The sequence below is a fragment of the Kitasatospora sp. CB01950 genome, assembly GCF_001905465.1.
In the GTDB taxonomy this organism is placed as follows: Bacteria; Actinomycetota; Actinomycetes; order Streptomycetales; family Streptomycetaceae; genus Kitasatospora.
The window spans coordinates 251,192-265,743 of the sequence record NZ_LISX01000001.1 but is presented as its reverse complement, the minus strand read 5'-3'; the positions used below and the strand labels follow the sequence as shown (position 1 = coordinate 265,743).

Annotated in this window: 13 protein-coding genes and 1 tRNA gene; 10 read left to right on the top strand and 4 right to left on the bottom strand. The window is 74.4% G+C overall.

What is annotated here, in order from left to right:
• The first annotated feature begins 37 nt into the window (after positions 1 to 37).
• Positions 38 to 622, top strand: a complete 585-nt coding sequence (locus AMK19_RS01195; protein WP_073807308.1) for an HhH-GPD-type base excision DNA repair protein — start codon at positions 38 to 40, stop codon at positions 620 to 622.
• Between the two features lie 54 nt (positions 623 to 676).
• A complete protein-coding gene (locus tag AMK19_RS01190) occupies positions 677 to 1,171 on the top strand; it encodes an FBP domain-containing protein (RefSeq protein WP_073807307.1) in 495 nt (164 codons plus the stop codon).
• A 7-nt stretch (positions 1,172 to 1,178) separates the two neighbouring features.
• On the opposite strand, the gene AMK19_RS01185 is transcribed toward AMK19_RS01190, so the two are convergent.
• Entirely contained in the window at positions 1,179 to 1,700 is a 522-nt protein-coding gene (locus AMK19_RS01185; RefSeq protein ID WP_073807305.1) for a YbhB/YbcL family Raf kinase inhibitor-like protein, read from the bottom strand.
• Positions 1,701 to 1,749: 49 nt separating this feature from the next.
• Complete coding sequence (locus AMK19_RS01180) at positions 1,750 to 2,586, bottom strand: alpha/beta hydrolase (RefSeq protein ID WP_073807304.1); 837 nt, start codon at positions 2,584 to 2,586, stop codon at positions 1,750 to 1,752.
• 95 nt (positions 2,587 to 2,681) lie between these two features.
• On the opposite strand from AMK19_RS01180, the gene AMK19_RS01175 reads away from it, so the two are divergent.
• The 3 genes from AMK19_RS01175 to AMK19_RS01165 all read left to right on the top strand — a co-directional run bounded on the left by AMK19_RS01175 (position 2,682) and on the right by AMK19_RS01165 (position 5,101).
• Positions 2,682 to 3,845: a hypothetical protein gene (locus tag AMK19_RS01175; protein ID WP_073807303.1), complete on the top strand. Its 1,164-nt coding sequence runs from the start codon at positions 2,682 to 2,684 to the stop codon at positions 3,843 to 3,845.
• A gap of 76 nt (positions 3,846 to 3,921) precedes the next feature.
• Complete coding sequence (locus tag AMK19_RS01170; RefSeq protein WP_014136828.1) at positions 3,922 to 4,218, top strand: type II toxin-antitoxin system VapB family antitoxin; 297 nt, start codon at positions 3,922 to 3,924, stop codon at positions 4,216 to 4,218.
• Between the two features lie 208 nt (positions 4,219 to 4,426).
• Positions 4,427 to 5,101 (top strand): LytR C-terminal domain-containing protein, encoded by a 675-nt coding sequence (locus AMK19_RS01165; protein WP_073807301.1) that lies wholly within the window; start codon positions 4,427 to 4,429, stop codon positions 5,099 to 5,101.
• A gap of 87 nt (positions 5,102 to 5,188) precedes the next feature.
• Here AMK19_RS01165 and upp read toward each other — a convergent pair whose 3' ends face one another.
• On the bottom strand, positions 5,189 to 5,824 hold the full coding sequence (upp, locus tag AMK19_RS01160; protein WP_073807300.1) for a uracil phosphoribosyltransferase: 636 nt from the start codon (positions 5,822 to 5,824) through the stop codon (positions 5,189 to 5,191).
• Between the two features lie 698 nt (positions 5,825 to 6,522).
• Between upp and AMK19_RS01150 the strand changes: the two genes are divergently transcribed.
• The 3 genes from AMK19_RS01150 to AMK19_RS01140 all read left to right on the top strand — a co-directional run bounded on the left by AMK19_RS01150 (position 6,523) and on the right by AMK19_RS01140 (position 7,809).
• Positions 6,523 to 7,086 carry a tRNA adenosine deaminase-associated protein gene (locus AMK19_RS01150; RefSeq protein WP_073808282.1) on the top strand — a complete coding sequence of 188 codons (564 nt, stop codon included), beginning with the start codon at positions 6,523 to 6,525 and terminating at the stop codon, positions 7,084 to 7,086.
• Between the two features lie 29 nt (positions 7,087 to 7,115).
• Positions 7,116 to 7,655 (top strand): tRNA adenosine(34) deaminase TadA, encoded by a 540-nt coding sequence (gene tadA / locus AMK19_RS01145; protein ID WP_073808281.1) that lies wholly within the window; start codon positions 7,116 to 7,118, stop codon positions 7,653 to 7,655.
• A 67-nt stretch (positions 7,656 to 7,722) separates the two neighbouring features.
• A tRNA-Ser gene (locus tag AMK19_RS01140) sits at positions 7,723 to 7,809 on the top strand.
• A gap of 75 nt (positions 7,810 to 7,884) precedes the next feature.
• Here the strand turns inward: AMK19_RS01140 and AMK19_RS01135 are convergent.
• A complete protein-coding gene (locus tag AMK19_RS01135) occupies positions 7,885 to 9,879 on the bottom strand; it encodes a DUF7507 domain-containing protein (protein ID WP_073807297.1) in 1,995 nt (664 codons plus the stop codon).
• 263 nt (positions 9,880 to 10,142) lie between these two features.
• On the opposite strand from AMK19_RS01135, the gene AMK19_RS01130 reads away from it, so the two are divergent.
• Together AMK19_RS01130 and AMK19_RS01125 are read left to right on the top strand one after the other, a co-directional pair.
• Positions 10,143 to 10,565 carry a DUF4337 domain-containing protein gene (locus AMK19_RS01130; protein WP_143200005.1) on the top strand — a complete coding sequence of 141 codons (423 nt, stop codon included), beginning with the start codon at positions 10,143 to 10,145 and terminating at the stop codon, positions 10,563 to 10,565.
• A complete protein-coding gene (locus tag AMK19_RS01125) occupies positions 10,562 to 14,269 on the top strand; it encodes a HEAT repeat domain-containing protein (protein ID WP_073807294.1) in 3,708 nt (1,235 codons plus the stop codon). Before AMK19_RS01130 ends, AMK19_RS01125 begins: the two co-directional genes overlap by 4 nt.
• Positions 14,270 to 14,552: the final 283 nt, after the last annotated feature.

The window sequence follows — 14,552 nt, the reverse complement described above, 5'->3', positions numbered from 1 at the left end:
CTGCCAGGATGGGAGCCCCGACCACCTGGAGCCCGCCATGGCCGTCACCGTGCACCTCGCCCAGCAGGACGACGCCGACGCCCTGCTCGGCCGCAGCCCGCTCGCCGCGCTCACGGGCATGCTGCTGGACCAGCAAGTCCCCATGGAGAAGGCGTTCAGCGGCCCCTGGGTGATCGCCCAGCGGCTGGGCGCGGACGACCTGGACGCGCACGCCATCGCCGCCGCCGACCCGGAGGCGTTCGCCGCGCTGTTCGCCGAGAAGCCCGCCGTGCACCGCTACCCCGGCTCGATGGCCAAGCGCGTCCAGCAGCTCTGCGCCCACCTGGTCGAGCACTACGACGGCGACGCCGAGGCGGTCTGGCGCGACGCCCCCACCGGCAAGGACCTGCTGGCCCGCCTGAAGGACCTGCCCGGCTTCGGCGCCCAGAAGGCGCAGATCTTCCTCGCCCTGCTCGGCAAGCAGTACGGCGTCCGCCCGCCCGGCTGGCGCGAGGCGGCCGGCGCGTACGGCGAGGAGGGCAGCCACCGCTCAGTCGCCGACATCACCGGCCCCGAGTCGCTGCTGAAGGTCCGCGCCACCAAGCAGGAGGCCAAGCGCGCCGCGAAGGCCGCCAAGAGCTGATACCGGCCAAAAACCGGACGACACGCCCGGGCGGCGTCGACTAGCGTCTGGCCCATGCGTGCCCTGAGCGAGCCCGAGATCCGTGCGTCCTTCGTCAACTGCTCGAAGGGCGAGGCCAAGCGCCTGCCCGTCCCGCGCGAACTGGCCGAACAGCGCTGGGACGACCTGGACTTCCTCGGCTGGCGCGACCTCGGCGCGCCCGACCGGGCCTACCTGGTCTCCGCACTCGACGGAGACCTGGTCGGCGTCACGCTCCGCTCCCCGAACGTCCGGCGCAGCCTCACCCGCACCAACGTCTGCTCGCTCTGCATCACCGCCCACCAGGGCAGCGGCGTCTCGCTGCTGACCGCGCCCCGGGCCGGCGTCCGCGGCCGCGAGGGCAACTCGGTCGGCACCTACATCTGCGCCGACCTGGCCTGCTCGCTGTACGTCCGCGGCATCCGCCGCCCGGCGACGGTCAGCCGCCCGGACGAATCCCTCCCGCCGGAGGACCAGATCGCCCGGACGGTCGCCAACCTGGAGGCCTTCCTCCGCCAGATCCTGGCCTGAGGGACCGTCACGACCCGGACTTGTACTCCACGGTGAGCAGCGCCCGGCCCAGCGCGTGCGCGGTCAGCGCGAAGCCGACCTGCGCCGCGGGGGTGTCGCGGTCCACGCCGAGGCGCTCCACGTCCAGGGCGTGCACCACGAACACGTAGCGGTGCGCCGGCCCGGGCGGCGGCGCCGCGCCGTCGTACCGGTGGCCGGGGAAGTCGGTGCGGACGTGGAACGCCCCGCCGGGCAGCGTGCCGTCCTCCGCGCCCGCGCCGCGCGGCAGTTCGGTGGTGCCGGCCGGCAGGTCGACGGCCAGCCAGTGCCACCAGCCGGCCCCGGTCGGCGCGTCCGGGTCGTAGCAGGTCACCGCGAACGACCGGGTGCCCGCCGGGAAGCCCTGCCAGGACAGCTGCGGCGAGAGGTTCCCCGCCGCGTACACGTGCGCCTCCGGCATGGTCGCCCCGTTCACCAGGTCCGCGCTGTGCAGCTCGAACCTCGGCACCGGCGGCAGGAAGTCGTACGGAAGCGGGATGCGGCCGGTCATCGGCGTCCTCTCTCAGCTGTGCGGGGTACCGCGGGCAGTCTACGGAGCGTCAGCCGCGACCCGGCGCCTCGGCGGCCGCGCCGAGCACCGTGTCGGTCCGGCCGAGGTCGAAGACCAGGTCGAAGTGGTTGCGGCCGCCGATCAGCAGCTCGCGCACCGGCACCCCGGCGTCCCGGGCGGCGTGCGCGAACTCGGCCTGCTGGCGGGCGAACTCGCCGGTCTCGTACTCGCCGAGCGCCACCACCAGCGGCGGCAGCGCCGACAGGTCCGCGAACAGCGGGCTGAGCCGGCGGGCCCGCTCGGCGTCCAGGCCGAGCGGCTCGTTGATGTAGCTGAGCGCCACCGGCTCCAGGTCGTACACCCCGCTGAGCAGCGCCGCCCCGGCGATCCGCCCGCGCAGCCGCCCGTCCAGCAGCGCGGTGGCCGCCAGGTGCGCGCCGGCCGAACTGCCGCTGAGCACGATCCGCTCCGGGTCCACGCCCAGCTCGGCGGCGTGCTCGACCAGCCACACCACCGCCTCGGTGACCTGCCCGGCGATCTGCTCCACCGTCCAGGCCGGCGCCAGCCCGTAGCCGACGGCGGCGTACGCGGTGCCCCGGGCGACGAAGTCCAGCGCGGGGAAGAGCGAGTCCTCCTTGCCGAGCTCCTGCCAGTAGCCGCCGTGCACGAAGACGTGCAGCGGCGCGCCCGGCAGCGCGGGGAAGAAGTCGATCAGCTCCGGCCCGGCCGCCCCGTACCGCAGCTCCCGGTGTCCGGGCACCTCCCGCAGGGCCCGCCCGCTCTCCCGGGCGTACGCGGCGAGTTCCGCGCCGAAGTCCGCCACCCGGCTGCTCGGCGAGTACTCCCGATCGAGTTCCTGCTGGTCGAAGCCCCGGTAGACCGCCACCCCTGCCACTCCCCTCACCCAACCAGGTATAGACCAATACGGGAGGCCCCGGTTAGCGTGGTCACTCCCCGTACTTCCTTCTCCGGAGTTGCCCCGTGGAGACGTCCGTCCTCGCCTTCGCCACCGACCTGCTCGACGAAGGGGCCGACACCTTCTTCGGCAACCTTACCGACCGGGCCGGCGTCGGAGGAGTCACGCTGGCCTCCGTCTACCACGCCGCCCGCGACGTCTTCCCGCACAACCCGCACCGTGTGGTCCGCTACCTCGAACCCGGCGCCGCCTACTTCCGCCCCGACCCCGCCCGCTGGGCCGGCCGCCGCCTCGCCCCGCTGCCCTCCACCGCGATCGGCGACCGCGACCCGTTCGCCGAGGCCGCCGAGGAGACCCGCCGCCGCGGCCTCAAACTGCACGCCTGGACGGTCTTCTGCCACAACGACCGGCTCGGCTTCGCCCACCCCGACTGCGCCCCCGCCAACGCCTTCGGCGACCGCCACCTCACCGAGCTCTGCCCCGCCAACCCCGAGGTCCGCGCGTACTGCCACACCCTGGTGGAGGAACTCGCCCGCTACGGCGTGGACGCGATCCGCGCCGAGTCGCTGCACTTCCACGGCCTGGCCCACGGCTACCACCACGAGCGCTACTTCGAGCAGCTCGGCCCCGTCACCGAAGCCCTGCTGTCGATCTGCTTCTGCCCGCACTGCCTGGCCGCCGCCACCGCCGCGGGCATCCCCGCCGAGCACGTCCGCGACACCGTCCGCACCGAACTGCGCGCCCGCCTCGCCGACGAGACCCGCGCCCTCACGCCCGTCCGGCTCGACGGACTCGCCGACGGCGCCCTCGCCGCCTACGTCGACGCGAGCGCCCGCACCGTCACCACGCTCGCCGCCGAACTCGCCGCCACCGCCGCCACCCACGGCATGCGCCTCACCTTCATGGACGGCGGCGGCCCCGGCACCGGCTGGCTCTCCGGCATCGACCTCCCCGCCCTCGCCGGCGCCGCCCACCGGATCGAGACCCTCGGCTACGCCAAAACCCCCGAGGCCGTCCGCGAAAAGGTCGCCGCCTTCGCCCTGCACGGCGTCCGCCCCCAGGACATGGCCGTCATCCTCCGCCCGATGTCCTCCGACTGCGACAGCGCCGCCAACCTCGCCGCCAAGATCACCACCCTGCGCGAACTCGGCGTCCCCGAGGTCGAGTTCTACAACTACGGCCTGATGCGGCTCGCCTCTCTCGACCGGATCGGAGCCGCACTGCGCTGAGCGCCCGAAGGGGAAAGTCACGCAGCGTTGGTCCCGCTTGCTGCGCCCGCCATGCCCCAAACGGTAGGCTTTCCGTGTGATCTTCAAGCGCATCGGTAACGGGCGGCCGTACCCGGATCACGGCCGGACCAGCACCCGCCAGTGGGCGGACGTCGCGCCGCGTCCGGTGCGGCTCGACCAGTTGGTGACCACCAAGGGCCAGTTGGACCTGGAAACCCTCCTCGCGGAGGACTCCACCTTCTACGGGGACCTCTTTGCCCACGTGGTGAAGTGGCGCGGTGACCTCTACCTGGAGGACGGGCTGCACCGTGCCGTGCGGGCCGCGCTCCAGCAGCGGCAGGTTCTGCACGCCCGGGTCCTCGAAATGGACTGACGCACCGCCACCCGCCGTCGGCTGCAACCGATGGTCGGTGTCGGTACGTCCTTTCGAGTGCCGTCGTCCCCCGGATGATGATCATCCAGTACCTGTACCGCTGTTGTCGGATTAATCTGCTGCTGACGACCGCGGTTCACGCGGCCTTTTTCCACGGCCGCACCGCGGTCACCGGCACCCCACCCTGGCACCTATGGGGAGACAGACCATGAGCATGTTGACTCCCCGGGGGTTGAAGGGGAAGCAGTACCGGGTCACCGGCAACAGTTACCCCCGTCTCGGGCGTCCCCCGCGTCGCGGCCGCAAGGTCGTCATCGCCGTCGGCGGCGTCCTCGCCCTCGGCCTGGTCTCGGTCGGCGGCGTCCAGCTCTACGACGTCTTCACCGGCAAGAACAAGAACGCCGCCGCGCAGGCCTGCGCCTCGCCGTCCGGCAAGCCGCTGGCCGCCCCGGAGGGCTCCCCGTCCGCCGCGGAATCGGCCGCCCCCGGGGCCGCCCCGAGCAACACCGCCGTCCCGCAGCCCGGAAACGTCACGGTCAACGTCTACAACGCCACCGACAAGTCCGGCCTCGCGGCCCGGACCGCCGACGAACTGAAGAAGCGCGGCTTCCAGGTCGGCAAGGTCGGCAACGCGCCGTCCGCGCTGGACAAGAAGGTCACCGGCACCGCCCAGGTGCTGAGCGGCCCCGGCGGACTGGGCGCGGCCACCCTGCTGGTCTCCCAGGTCGCCTCCGGCACCAGCACCCAGGACGACCGCTCCGACGCCACCGTCGACTTCGTCATCGGCGACGCCTTCACCGCCCTCGCCGACCCGAACCAGGCCTCGGCCACCCTGGCCGAACTCACCAAGCCCTCGCCGAACCCCGAGTCCGGCCACTGCTAGGGCCTGTCCTGAGACGCAGAACAGAGCGATCCGGCCGGAGACAGAAGCCCGTCTCCGGCCGGATCGCTCTCCGTCGAGCGGGCGGAATCAGCCGGCGGTGCCGTACAGGCGGTCGCCGGCGTCGCCCAGGCCCGGGACGATGTAGCCGTTCTCGTTGAGACGCTCGTCCACGGCGGCGGTCACCACGGTGACGGGCTGGCCGGCCAGCTCGCGCTCCATCACGGCGATGCCCTCGGGCGAGACGAGCAGCACCACGGCGGTGACGTCGGTCGCCCCGCGGTCGAGCAGCATCCGGATCGCCGCGACCAGCGTGCCGCCGGTGGCGAGCATCGGGTCGAGGACGTAGACCTGCCGGCCCGAGAGGTCGTCCGGCATCCGGGTCGCGTACGTGGAGGCCTCCAGGGTCTCCTCGTTGCGGACCATGCCGAGGAAGCCGACCTCGGCGGTGGGCAGCAGCCGGGTCATGCCGTCGAGCATGCCGAGGCCGGCCCGCAGGATCGGCACCACCAGCGGGCGCGGGTAGGACAGCCGGGTGCCCCGGGTGACGGCGACCGGGGTGGTGATCTCGACCGTTTCGGTCCGGACGTCCCTGGTCGCCTCGTACGCGAGCAGGGTCACCAGCTCGTCGGTGAGCCGCCGGAAGGTCGGCGAGTCCGTGCGCTCGTCGCGCAGGGTGGACAGCTTGTGGGCGACCAGCGGGTGGTCGACGACGTGGAGACGCATGACAACGACGATAACGGCCGTCGGCACATCTGTACGACTTCGCCCGTTCCGCGACGACCCGCCGTGACCAGCCCGGAGACCTGTGGAAATCGCCGATTCCCGGGCACCGCTGTGGTATCGGCGGGTGACATCTGGGAAAGTCGGAACCTATGAAGAGCAACCCGACGCGGGCATCGACCGCCGGCGCGGGCGGGTCCGGCTCGACAGACGAGTCCCGTCCGGAGTCAGAGAACGTCGAAGAGACCGACGCGGAGACCGAGGAAGAAACCGCCGCGGAACGGCGCAGGCGCCGGGCCGTGTTCCTCCGCGAGCTGGCCGAGGCCCGCGAACTGCGCGCCCGGGTGCAGCCCAGACGCACCAAGGAACGCCGGATGCGCGAGGCCCTGCGGATGAGAACCTTCCGGATCTGAGCCGTCCGAGGGCCGCGCCCCGCACCGCGGTCGCGCCCCACGCGCCGCCGTCCGCCCCCCCGCCCGGGGGCGTTCGAGGGGCATGATCCACGCCTGGAGCGGCCGGAGACCGGCCATTCCGACACGACCTGCGAAGACGCGCTGCCGAACACCCCCCGCAGCGGCGGGCTTTCTGTCACGATGCGGTGGGACGGTCCGAACAGCGGACCGCCCCTCTGGCGCGGGGGCGGCCGGACCGCACCCGCCCGAGATCGCCGACAGCCGAGACCAATCTTGGGAGTGTCCCTGGTGGCGTACTTCGCTGCAGTGCTTGCTCGCACCGGTGCCGGGTGGGATGTGAGCGAGACCGAACTCGACGACGTAGAGACCCTGGCCGACCTGACCGACCTGGCCCGCGAGACGGCCGAGGACGACGACACGGTGCTGGTCTTCATCGAGCAGGAGGACGCCTGGTTCGCCGTCCTGCGGATCGACGGTGAGGACGACCCGCGGATCTTCGTCTCCGACGCGGCCGCCGCGGCGCGCAGTTCGTACGGCTCGGTGCTCACCGACGAGCTGATCGAACAGGACGGGGAGGCCGACTTCGACGACCTGGACGGCTTGGTGGCCGAACTCGACGAGAACACCGACGCGAACGACGAGGCCGACGACGCGGACGAGGACGACGAGCCGGCCGGCGGACCGGGCGCGACGCCGGTCGGGCCGATCGGCGACTCCGAACTGCTGAGCGAGTTCGGCCTCGGCCAGGCCGCGCTGCTGGAGCTCGCGGGCGAGGGCGCGGCGCCGGGCGACGCGCTCGGCGAGATCGCCGAGGCCCTCGGCTGCGGCGAGATCCTGGAGGCCGTTCGGTAGCGGTGGTCCCGGTGTCCGACACTGGGTCCATGCAGTCCGTTCCCCTCCCCGCCGGCACCCTGGGCGACCGGCCGCGGATCGCCCCGCTGCCCGCCCCCGAACGCCCCGATCCGGTCCGCGACCGGTGGCGCGACCTGATGCGCCTCGCCATCGACGAGGCGGCACTGGCCACCGCCACCGATGACGTCCCGGTCGGGGCGTTCGTCCTCGGGCCGGACGGGTCGGTGCTGGGCCGCGGCCACAACGTCCGCGAGGCCGTCGGAGACCCCACCGGGCACGCCGAGGTGGTGGCGATCCGTCAGGCGGCGAACGCCGTCGGCGAGTGGCGGCTGAGCGGCTGCACCCTGGTGGTGACGCTGGAGCCGTGCACCATGTGCGCGGGCGCGATCGTGCTGTCCCGGCTGGACCGGGTGGTCTACGGCGCCCTCGACCCGAAGGCCGGCGCGGCCGGCTCGCTCTTCGACGTCCTGCGCGACAACCGGCTCAACCACCGCCCCGAGGTGATCCCGGGCGTGCTCGCCGAGGAGTGCACCGCCCAACTGCGGGCATTCTTCGACACCCAGCGCTGACCACCGCGCCGATCTCCCGCCCGAAACGGATTTCGTCCGTCCCCGCCCATCCGGTAGAGTTCCCCTCGGTAGCGTGTCCGAGCGGCCAAAGGAGCACGCCTCGAAAGCGTGTGTGGGGGCAACTCCACCGTGGGTTCGAATCCCACCGCTACCGCTTGTTGAAGGGCCCCGACCTCAGGTCGGGGCCCTTCTCCGTTTCCGGGTGCGGCGTTTCCGGGTACCGCGCGGGTCAGCCGCGGCGGCGGGCCCAGCGGAGGGTGAGCAGGCCGACCACGCCCAGTCCGGCGGAGAGCAGCAGCGGCAGCACCGGGGATCCGTCACCACCGGTCCTGGGCAGCTCGCCCGGGCGGCCCGGGTGCTCGGACGGGTGCTCGGACGGCGGCTCCGAGGGGTGCTTGGAGTGCGACGGCGACGGGCTGGGGCTCGGCCCCTCGCCCCGGACGACGATCTCCTCCTCGGCGGGCGGCGAGGTGACGGTCCGTTCTGGCGCGGTGCCGGTGGCGTGCGCGGTGTTGTGGACCGTTCCGGCGTCGGCGTCGGCCTCGGTGACGGTGTACGACCCGGTGCAGGTGGTGGCCGCGCCGGGCGTGTCGAACGGGGCCAGCGTGGTGGACTCGCACTGCACCCCGGTCAGCCGGTCGTCGAGCACGGCGAGGTCGGAGACCTCCTGATCGGTGGTGTTGGTGACGGTGTAGGTGTAGGTCGCGGTCTCGCCGACCCGGTAGACCCGGTCGTCGTCGACGCGCTTCTCCAGCAGCAGGCCGTAGGCGTCGTTCAGCGGCAGCGTGTGCTCGGCCTCCGGCGAGACGACCGGCCCGCTGTCCGAGTCGCCGTCGGCGACGGCGACGTTGGTGAGGTAGCCGCGCCGCACGTCCTCGGCGGTGACGGTGTACGTGCCGGTGCAGGTGACCGTCTCGCCGACCGCCAGCGTGCCGGTCGGGCAGCTGACGGCGCCGACCACCGGGTCGCTGACCACCAGGTCGCGGATCTCGATGTCGCCCGCGTTGGTGACCACGAACTGGTAGGGCAGCACGGTGCCGGCGGTGACCGGGTCGGGCAGCGGCGTCGTCCGGTCGATCTGCTTGACCAGGTTCAGCTGGGGCAGCGGGTTGACGCTGCGGGCGACGACGTTGCGCAGCAGGTGCACGTCGGTGAAGTCGCCGGTGGACGAGGCGAAGCCGAACTTGTAGGTGGCGGGCACCGGTTGGGGCGCGGGAGTGCTGAGCACCCGGACCGGTCCGGAACCGAAGTCGACGTCCACCTCGATCTGCGGGTCGGGGGTGGGCGTGACGGTGACGGTGACGGTGCGCCGACTGGGCACCAGCGCGAGCTCGGCCTGCGCCGGGGTGATGCCGGGCGGCAGGTCGGCGGCGGTGGTGGGGCCCTGCAGCTCGCCGGGCAGGGTGGAGGGCCACGGTCCGGTCGTGGTGGTGTTGCTGGTGGTCGCGGCGAGGTAGCAGTACCCGGTGGTGTCCTCGCCGGGCCCGCGCAGGGTGATCATGTTGGGCCCGGGCGCGGGTGCGTGGAAGCCGGTGCCGGCCGGGGAGCGCTCGCCGGGCGGGCAGCCGTTGCCGCGGCGCTCCCAGTCGCCGAAGTAGTTGCCGAGCACGTCGAGCCCGACGCCGAGGTACCCGCCCTCGACGCCCGGCAGGAACGGGTTGGCGGGGTTGTCGTCGGGCAGCTTCTGGGCGTACCCCAGGCTGCCGCCGTACGCGCCGGGCCGACTCAGCGGGGCGGCGCCGTCGACCAGGAAGAACGAGATGCCGTCGGCGGGGCGCGGCTCGGCGGGGTCGCCGCCGTACTGCCACTGCTCGAACGAGACCTGGATGCCCTCGTGGGCGGGCAGCGGCCGCTCGTACAGCACGGCGGCGGTGCGGTCGTGGCCGGCGTCGGTCATCCGCAGGTAGCCGTGCGGGGCGGCGTTGTTCGGCGGCACGGGGCCGGTCCCGGCGTCGGGGCAGCCGGGCAGCGGGTGCGGGTTGCCGACCGGGGGCGGGGCGGTCGGGGCGCCGGTCAGGCAGGCGCCCTGGGTGGCGACGAACGCCGGGTCGGCGGTCGCGCCGGTGAACGTCTCGGACACCAGCAGGGTGCCGGAGCCGGCCCGGGGCACGGTCGGCGCGGCGGCGGCCGGCGGCAGCGCGGCCGGGGCGAGGACGGCCAGGGCGCAGACCGCCCCCGCCAGGAGTCTGCGGCCGGCCCCGACCGGCCGATGGGTGGTCAGCACTTCTCGTTCCGCCTTCCTGCGGCGCTCCGCCGGGCCACTGCCCCGCCACGGACGCACGCGGTCTGCTGTCGACGCCTCGCAGTCGACCCGCCCGAACGTGGCCTCGATGCTCGGACACGCGAGCGACCGCCGGTAAGTACCCGCCCGGTCCAGCCGCCGGGGGGCCTTCGGAGTGGAAACCCGGGCCGCCCGGTTTCCCCCGGGCACCGCACTGGGCGCCCATTTCCGGTTGCCCGGGGCGCAGTTGAGGGGATGATGCCCGCATGGGGAGTACGAGGTGGCGCTGGTTGGTGTGGGTCGGGGCCGGGATCTCGGTGGTGGGGCTGGCGTTCTTCCTGTGGGGAGAGGGCCTGGACCGGGCGAATCAATGGGCGGGCGTGCTGGGCCTGTTCGTCGGGCTGGCGGGCCTGGTGCTGTCGGTGACGGGCGGCATCCGCGGCCGCGGCGGCGGCCAGTCCGCGGACGGCGCGGCCGCCGGCGGCTCGGTGCGGATGGTGCGCAACGTGAAGGGCGACGTGGTCATCGGCGGCTCGCCCGCCCCCGGGACCGTCCCCGACGCCGCCACAACTCCCGTCACCGACACGGCGGATGACGGCCAGTCGGCGCGCGGCGTCCGCGCGGGCGGCGACGTGAACCTGGTGGACGGGGTGGAGGGGTCGGTCCGGTTCGGCGAGCAGCAGCCGTGAGCGGCTTCTGGCGCCGGCTGTTCGGCGCCGAGGGCGCCGCGAGCGGCGGCCAGTCCGCCGAACACGCCACCGCCGGTCGTGACCTGACGATGATCCAGCACGCCCGGAGCGTGCAGATCACCGTGGGCACCCCACCTCCGCCCCCGGGCGACCTGGACGCGGCCCGCCGACGCCACGCGGTGCGGCTGCGCGAGCGCTACCACCGGCTCGACCTGGAGGTGCTGACCCCGCTGTCCGAGCAGGACGAGCACCCGGCGGTGCACCTGCGCGAGGTCTTCGTCCCGCAGCTGGTCCGGGCCGACCCGCCGCCGGTGGAACTCCCCCGCGAGCTGCTGAAACGGCTGACCGAGACCGGCGAACTCGACCCGGGCCGGCTGCCGCCCGGCGTGGAGCGCGAAACCGTCCGCCGGGTGCGGGAGGCCTACCGCCGCCGCCCGGCGGTGCCGGTGCTGCCGATGCTGGCCGGCCCGGACGGCCACCGCGCAGTGCTGCTCGGCGACCCCGGCTCCGGGAAGTCCACCCTGGCCCGGTTCCTCGGCCTGACGCTGACCGAACCGCTGGTCCACCCCGGCGCGGCCGTCCCCGAGGAGGTCGCCGCGCTCGCCGGCCGGCTGCCGCTGATCGTCGAACTGCGCCGCTACGCCGACCCGGAGTGGCGGGAGCGGACCTTCGAGGACTTCCTCGCCCACCTGCACGGCACCGAGGGCCTCGGCCTGCCCGCCGACCTGCTCGACCGCCAGCTGACCGAGCACCCCGCAGCCACCCTGGTGGTCTTCGACGGCCTCGACGAACTGTTCGACCCGCAGGTCCGGGAGACCGCGAGCCGGCGGATCGCCGCGTTCGCCGCCCGCTACCCGCAGGTGCGGGTGCTGGTGACGTCCCGCGTCATCGGCTACCGGCGCGAACCGCTGGACGCCGCCGGGTTCGGCCACTACATGCTGCAGGACCTCGACGACCGGCAGATCGACACCTTCGCCACCCTCTGGTACGCCACCGCCTGCCCCAACGACCCCGTGGAGGCGCAGCGGCTGCGCCGCCGGGTGACGGCCGCCGTGGCGTCCTCCGCGCCCGTGCGGGAGCTGGCCGGAAACCCGCTGATCCTGACCATCCTGGCGATCATCGGCCGCCGCCGGGAACTGCCCCGGGACCGCCGCACCGTGTACGAGCACGCGGTGGCCGTGCTGGTCGAGCACTGGGACCCGAGCAAGTACCTGCAGGACCGGCGGGTGGACGGCGGCATGCCGTACCTGGCGTCCGAGGACCGCCTGGAGCTGCTGCGGCTGGTCGCCCGGCGCATGCAGGAGGGCGGCGACGGCATCGCCGGCAACCACATCCCCGGGCGGGTGCTGCTGGCGTCCTTCGAGGGCTACCTGCGGGAGCGCTACGAACTGCCCGCCGACCGGGCGGCGCCGGTCGCCCGGGCGATGCTCCAGCAGTTCCGGGAGCGGAACTTCATCCTGAGCCGCTTCGGCGGCGAGGTGTACGGCTTCGTCCACCGCGCGTTCCTGGAGTACCTGGCGGCGTCCGACATCGCCTACCGCTTCAACCGGGAACGGTCGCTGACCGAGGAACAGCTGCTGGAGGGCGTCTTCGCGGCCCGCTGGCGGGACCCGGCCTGGCGCGAGGTGCTGCTCCTGCTCGCGGGCGAACTCGACGAACGCTTCGTCGGCGAGGCCGTCACCCGCCTCCTCGCGGCCGCGCCCGCCCTGCCCGCGGCGGGCGACCCGGCGCCGGAGTGGCTGGTGCTGGCGGTGCGCTGCCTGGGCGAGGTCCGCAAGCTCGGCCTGGTGACGGCGCAGAGCGAGGCGGTGGTGGACGCCCTGGTGGCGCTGTTCGAGGCGTACGCCGCGGAGGGCTCGACGGTGCTGTCGGGCGACACCGTCGAGGCGCTGGACGGGCTGCGGCCGGTGCTGACCGGACTCGGCCCGCACTGGGTCGGCCGGGAGCGGTTCCTGCGCTGGTACCTGGTGTACGGGCACCACGCGCAGCGCGAGTCCCCGCTGCTGGCGGTGGGCGCGGTGACGGCCCGGCTGGCCTGCGCGCTGCTGCTGAACGACCCGCGCGGCCCGGCGGTGCTGCGGGCCTGGGCCGAGCACGGCTGGTCGCCGGCGCAGCGGGCGGCGGCGTTCGCGGCGCTCGCCGACGGCTGGGCGGGCGACCGGCAGGTGGGGGCGTTCGTGCGCCGCCGCATCGAGGAGGACCCCGACCCGCTCACCCAGGAGGCGGCGGTGGCGGCGCTCGCCGACGGCTGGGCGGGCGAGGCCGCCGGCGGGGCGTTCCTGCGCGCCCGGGTGGCGGGCGCGCGGGGCGAGAACCGGCTGAACGAGATGCTGGCGCTCGGCAAGGGCTGGGCGAACGACGGCCCCGCGCAGCAGCTGCTGCGGGAGATCGCGGCGGCCGACGTGCACCCGGAGCTGCGCGGCCTCGCGGTGTTCGCGCTGACCGTGAACGAGCGGGTCGGCGGCCCGCTCGCGGAGTTCCTGCGCGACCGGGTCCGCACCGACCGGGACCCGGGCGTGCGCGGCCTGGCCCTGCAGGCGATCTGCCTGCAACCGGCCGAGGACCCGCGCAACGCCTCGTTCCTGCGGCTGCTCGCCGGGGCCGACAAGGACCCCCGGGTACGGATGGCGGCGCTGGCCGGGCTGGCCCGCGGCTGGGCGGGCGACCCGGAGGTCGCCGAGTTCCTGCGCCAACGCGTCGCCGAGGACCCGGACCCGATCGTGCGCCGCCGCACGCTCGCCGTACTCGCCCACCGCTGGGCGGGCGACCGGCAGGTCGCCGACCAGCTGCGCGGCTTCGTCGCCGGCGACGGACTGCCCGAGGTGCGGGCCTTCGCGCTGACCCTGCTCGGCCAGGGCTGGGCGGGCGACCGGGAGGTCGCGGAGTTCCTGTTCGAACGCGCCCGGGCCGCCGACGGGCACGGCCGTGCCCAGGCCACCGGCGAACTCGCCGCGCACTTCGCCGACGACCCGGAACTCGACGCCTTCGTCCGCCACGAGGCCGTGCACTCCCCCGACCCGCTGGTGCGCGGCGCGGTGCTGACCGCCCTGGCGGACCGCCGCGCGCCGAGCGCGCAGGCCCGCGCCCTGTTCCTGGAACGCGCGGTGTCCGACCCCGACCCGCGCACCCGGGACCTGGCGCTGGCCGCCGTGGTCCGCTGCTACGACGGCGAGGACCGCGCCGGCCTGCTGCTGCTCGCCCGCGCCGCACACCTGCGGGACGCGGCCGTCCGGCTGTCCGTGCTGCGGGCGCTGCTGGCGCACCGGCCGGACGACCCGGCGGTACGGGCGCTGCTGCGCGAACGGGCGGTCGCCGACACGTCCGCGCCGATCCGGGCGATCGCCCTGCACGCCCTGGCCCGCCACCGCACGGCCCGCCCGGCCGGGCTGCTGCGCGAACGCGCCGTCGCGGACGCCGACCCGCTGCCGCGCAGGGTGGCGCTGCGGGCCCTGGCGGCCGAACCGGACGTGACGGAGTTCCTGCGCCTGCGGGCGGTCGCGGACGGCGACGAGGAGACCCGGATCGCGGCGCTGCGGGCCCTGGCGTTCGCCTTCCCCGGCCCGGAGACGCTGGAGCTGCTGGCCGCCCGGGCGCGCGCCGAACGGCTGCCGTCGGTGGCGGTCGAGGCCGCCCGGCTCGGCGAGGCGCTGCGCTCCACGGTCACGCCGTGGACAGCGGACGGCTCCGCACTCCCGAGCGGTTGACCACCGAGCCTCGGGAGTGCGGAGCCGTAACGAACCTCTCGGTCCGCGGTGGGGGCGGCAGCTCCGGGGGGACGAGCTGCCGCCCCGGGCGGAGGTCCCACAACCGGGTCCGCGTCGGGGGGAAGCCGCGGTGCCCGGTCCCACAGCGGGGACCTCCGGATCGCCGTACCGGGGATTCCTGCCAGATCCTCGGTACATGAACCATCCTGCCGTGCCGCCGCGAGGGGCACACCCGGAGAAAGCCCTGTCCGCGCAGGACCTTCGTCCTGCCAGGTGAACAAGG

Coding starts and splice junctions, on each gene's coding strand:
- AMK19_RS01195 (WP_073807308.1), top strand. CDS start 38: ATGGCCGTCACCGTGCACCTCGCCCAGCAGGACGACGCCGACGCCCTG.
- AMK19_RS01190 (WP_073807307.1), top strand. CDS start 677: ATGCGTGCCCTGAGCGAGCCCGAGATCCGTGCGTCCTTCGTCAACTGC.
- AMK19_RS01185 (WP_073807305.1), bottom strand. CDS start 1,700: ATGACCGGCCGCATCCCGCTTCCGTACGACTTCCTGCCGCCGGTGCCG.
- AMK19_RS01165 (WP_073807301.1), top strand. CDS start 4,427: ATGAGCATGTTGACTCCCCGGGGGTTGAAGGGGAAGCAGTACCGGGTC.
- upp (WP_073807300.1), bottom strand. CDS start 5,824: ATGCGTCTCCACGTCGTCGACCACCCGCTGGTCGCCCACAAGCTGTCC.
- tadA (WP_073808281.1), top strand. CDS start 7,116: ATGCAGTCCGTTCCCCTCCCCGCCGGCACCCTGGGCGACCGGCCGCGG.
- AMK19_RS01130 (WP_143200005.1), top strand. CDS start 10,143: ATGGGGAGTACGAGGTGGCGCTGGTTGGTGTGGGTCGGGGCCGGGATC.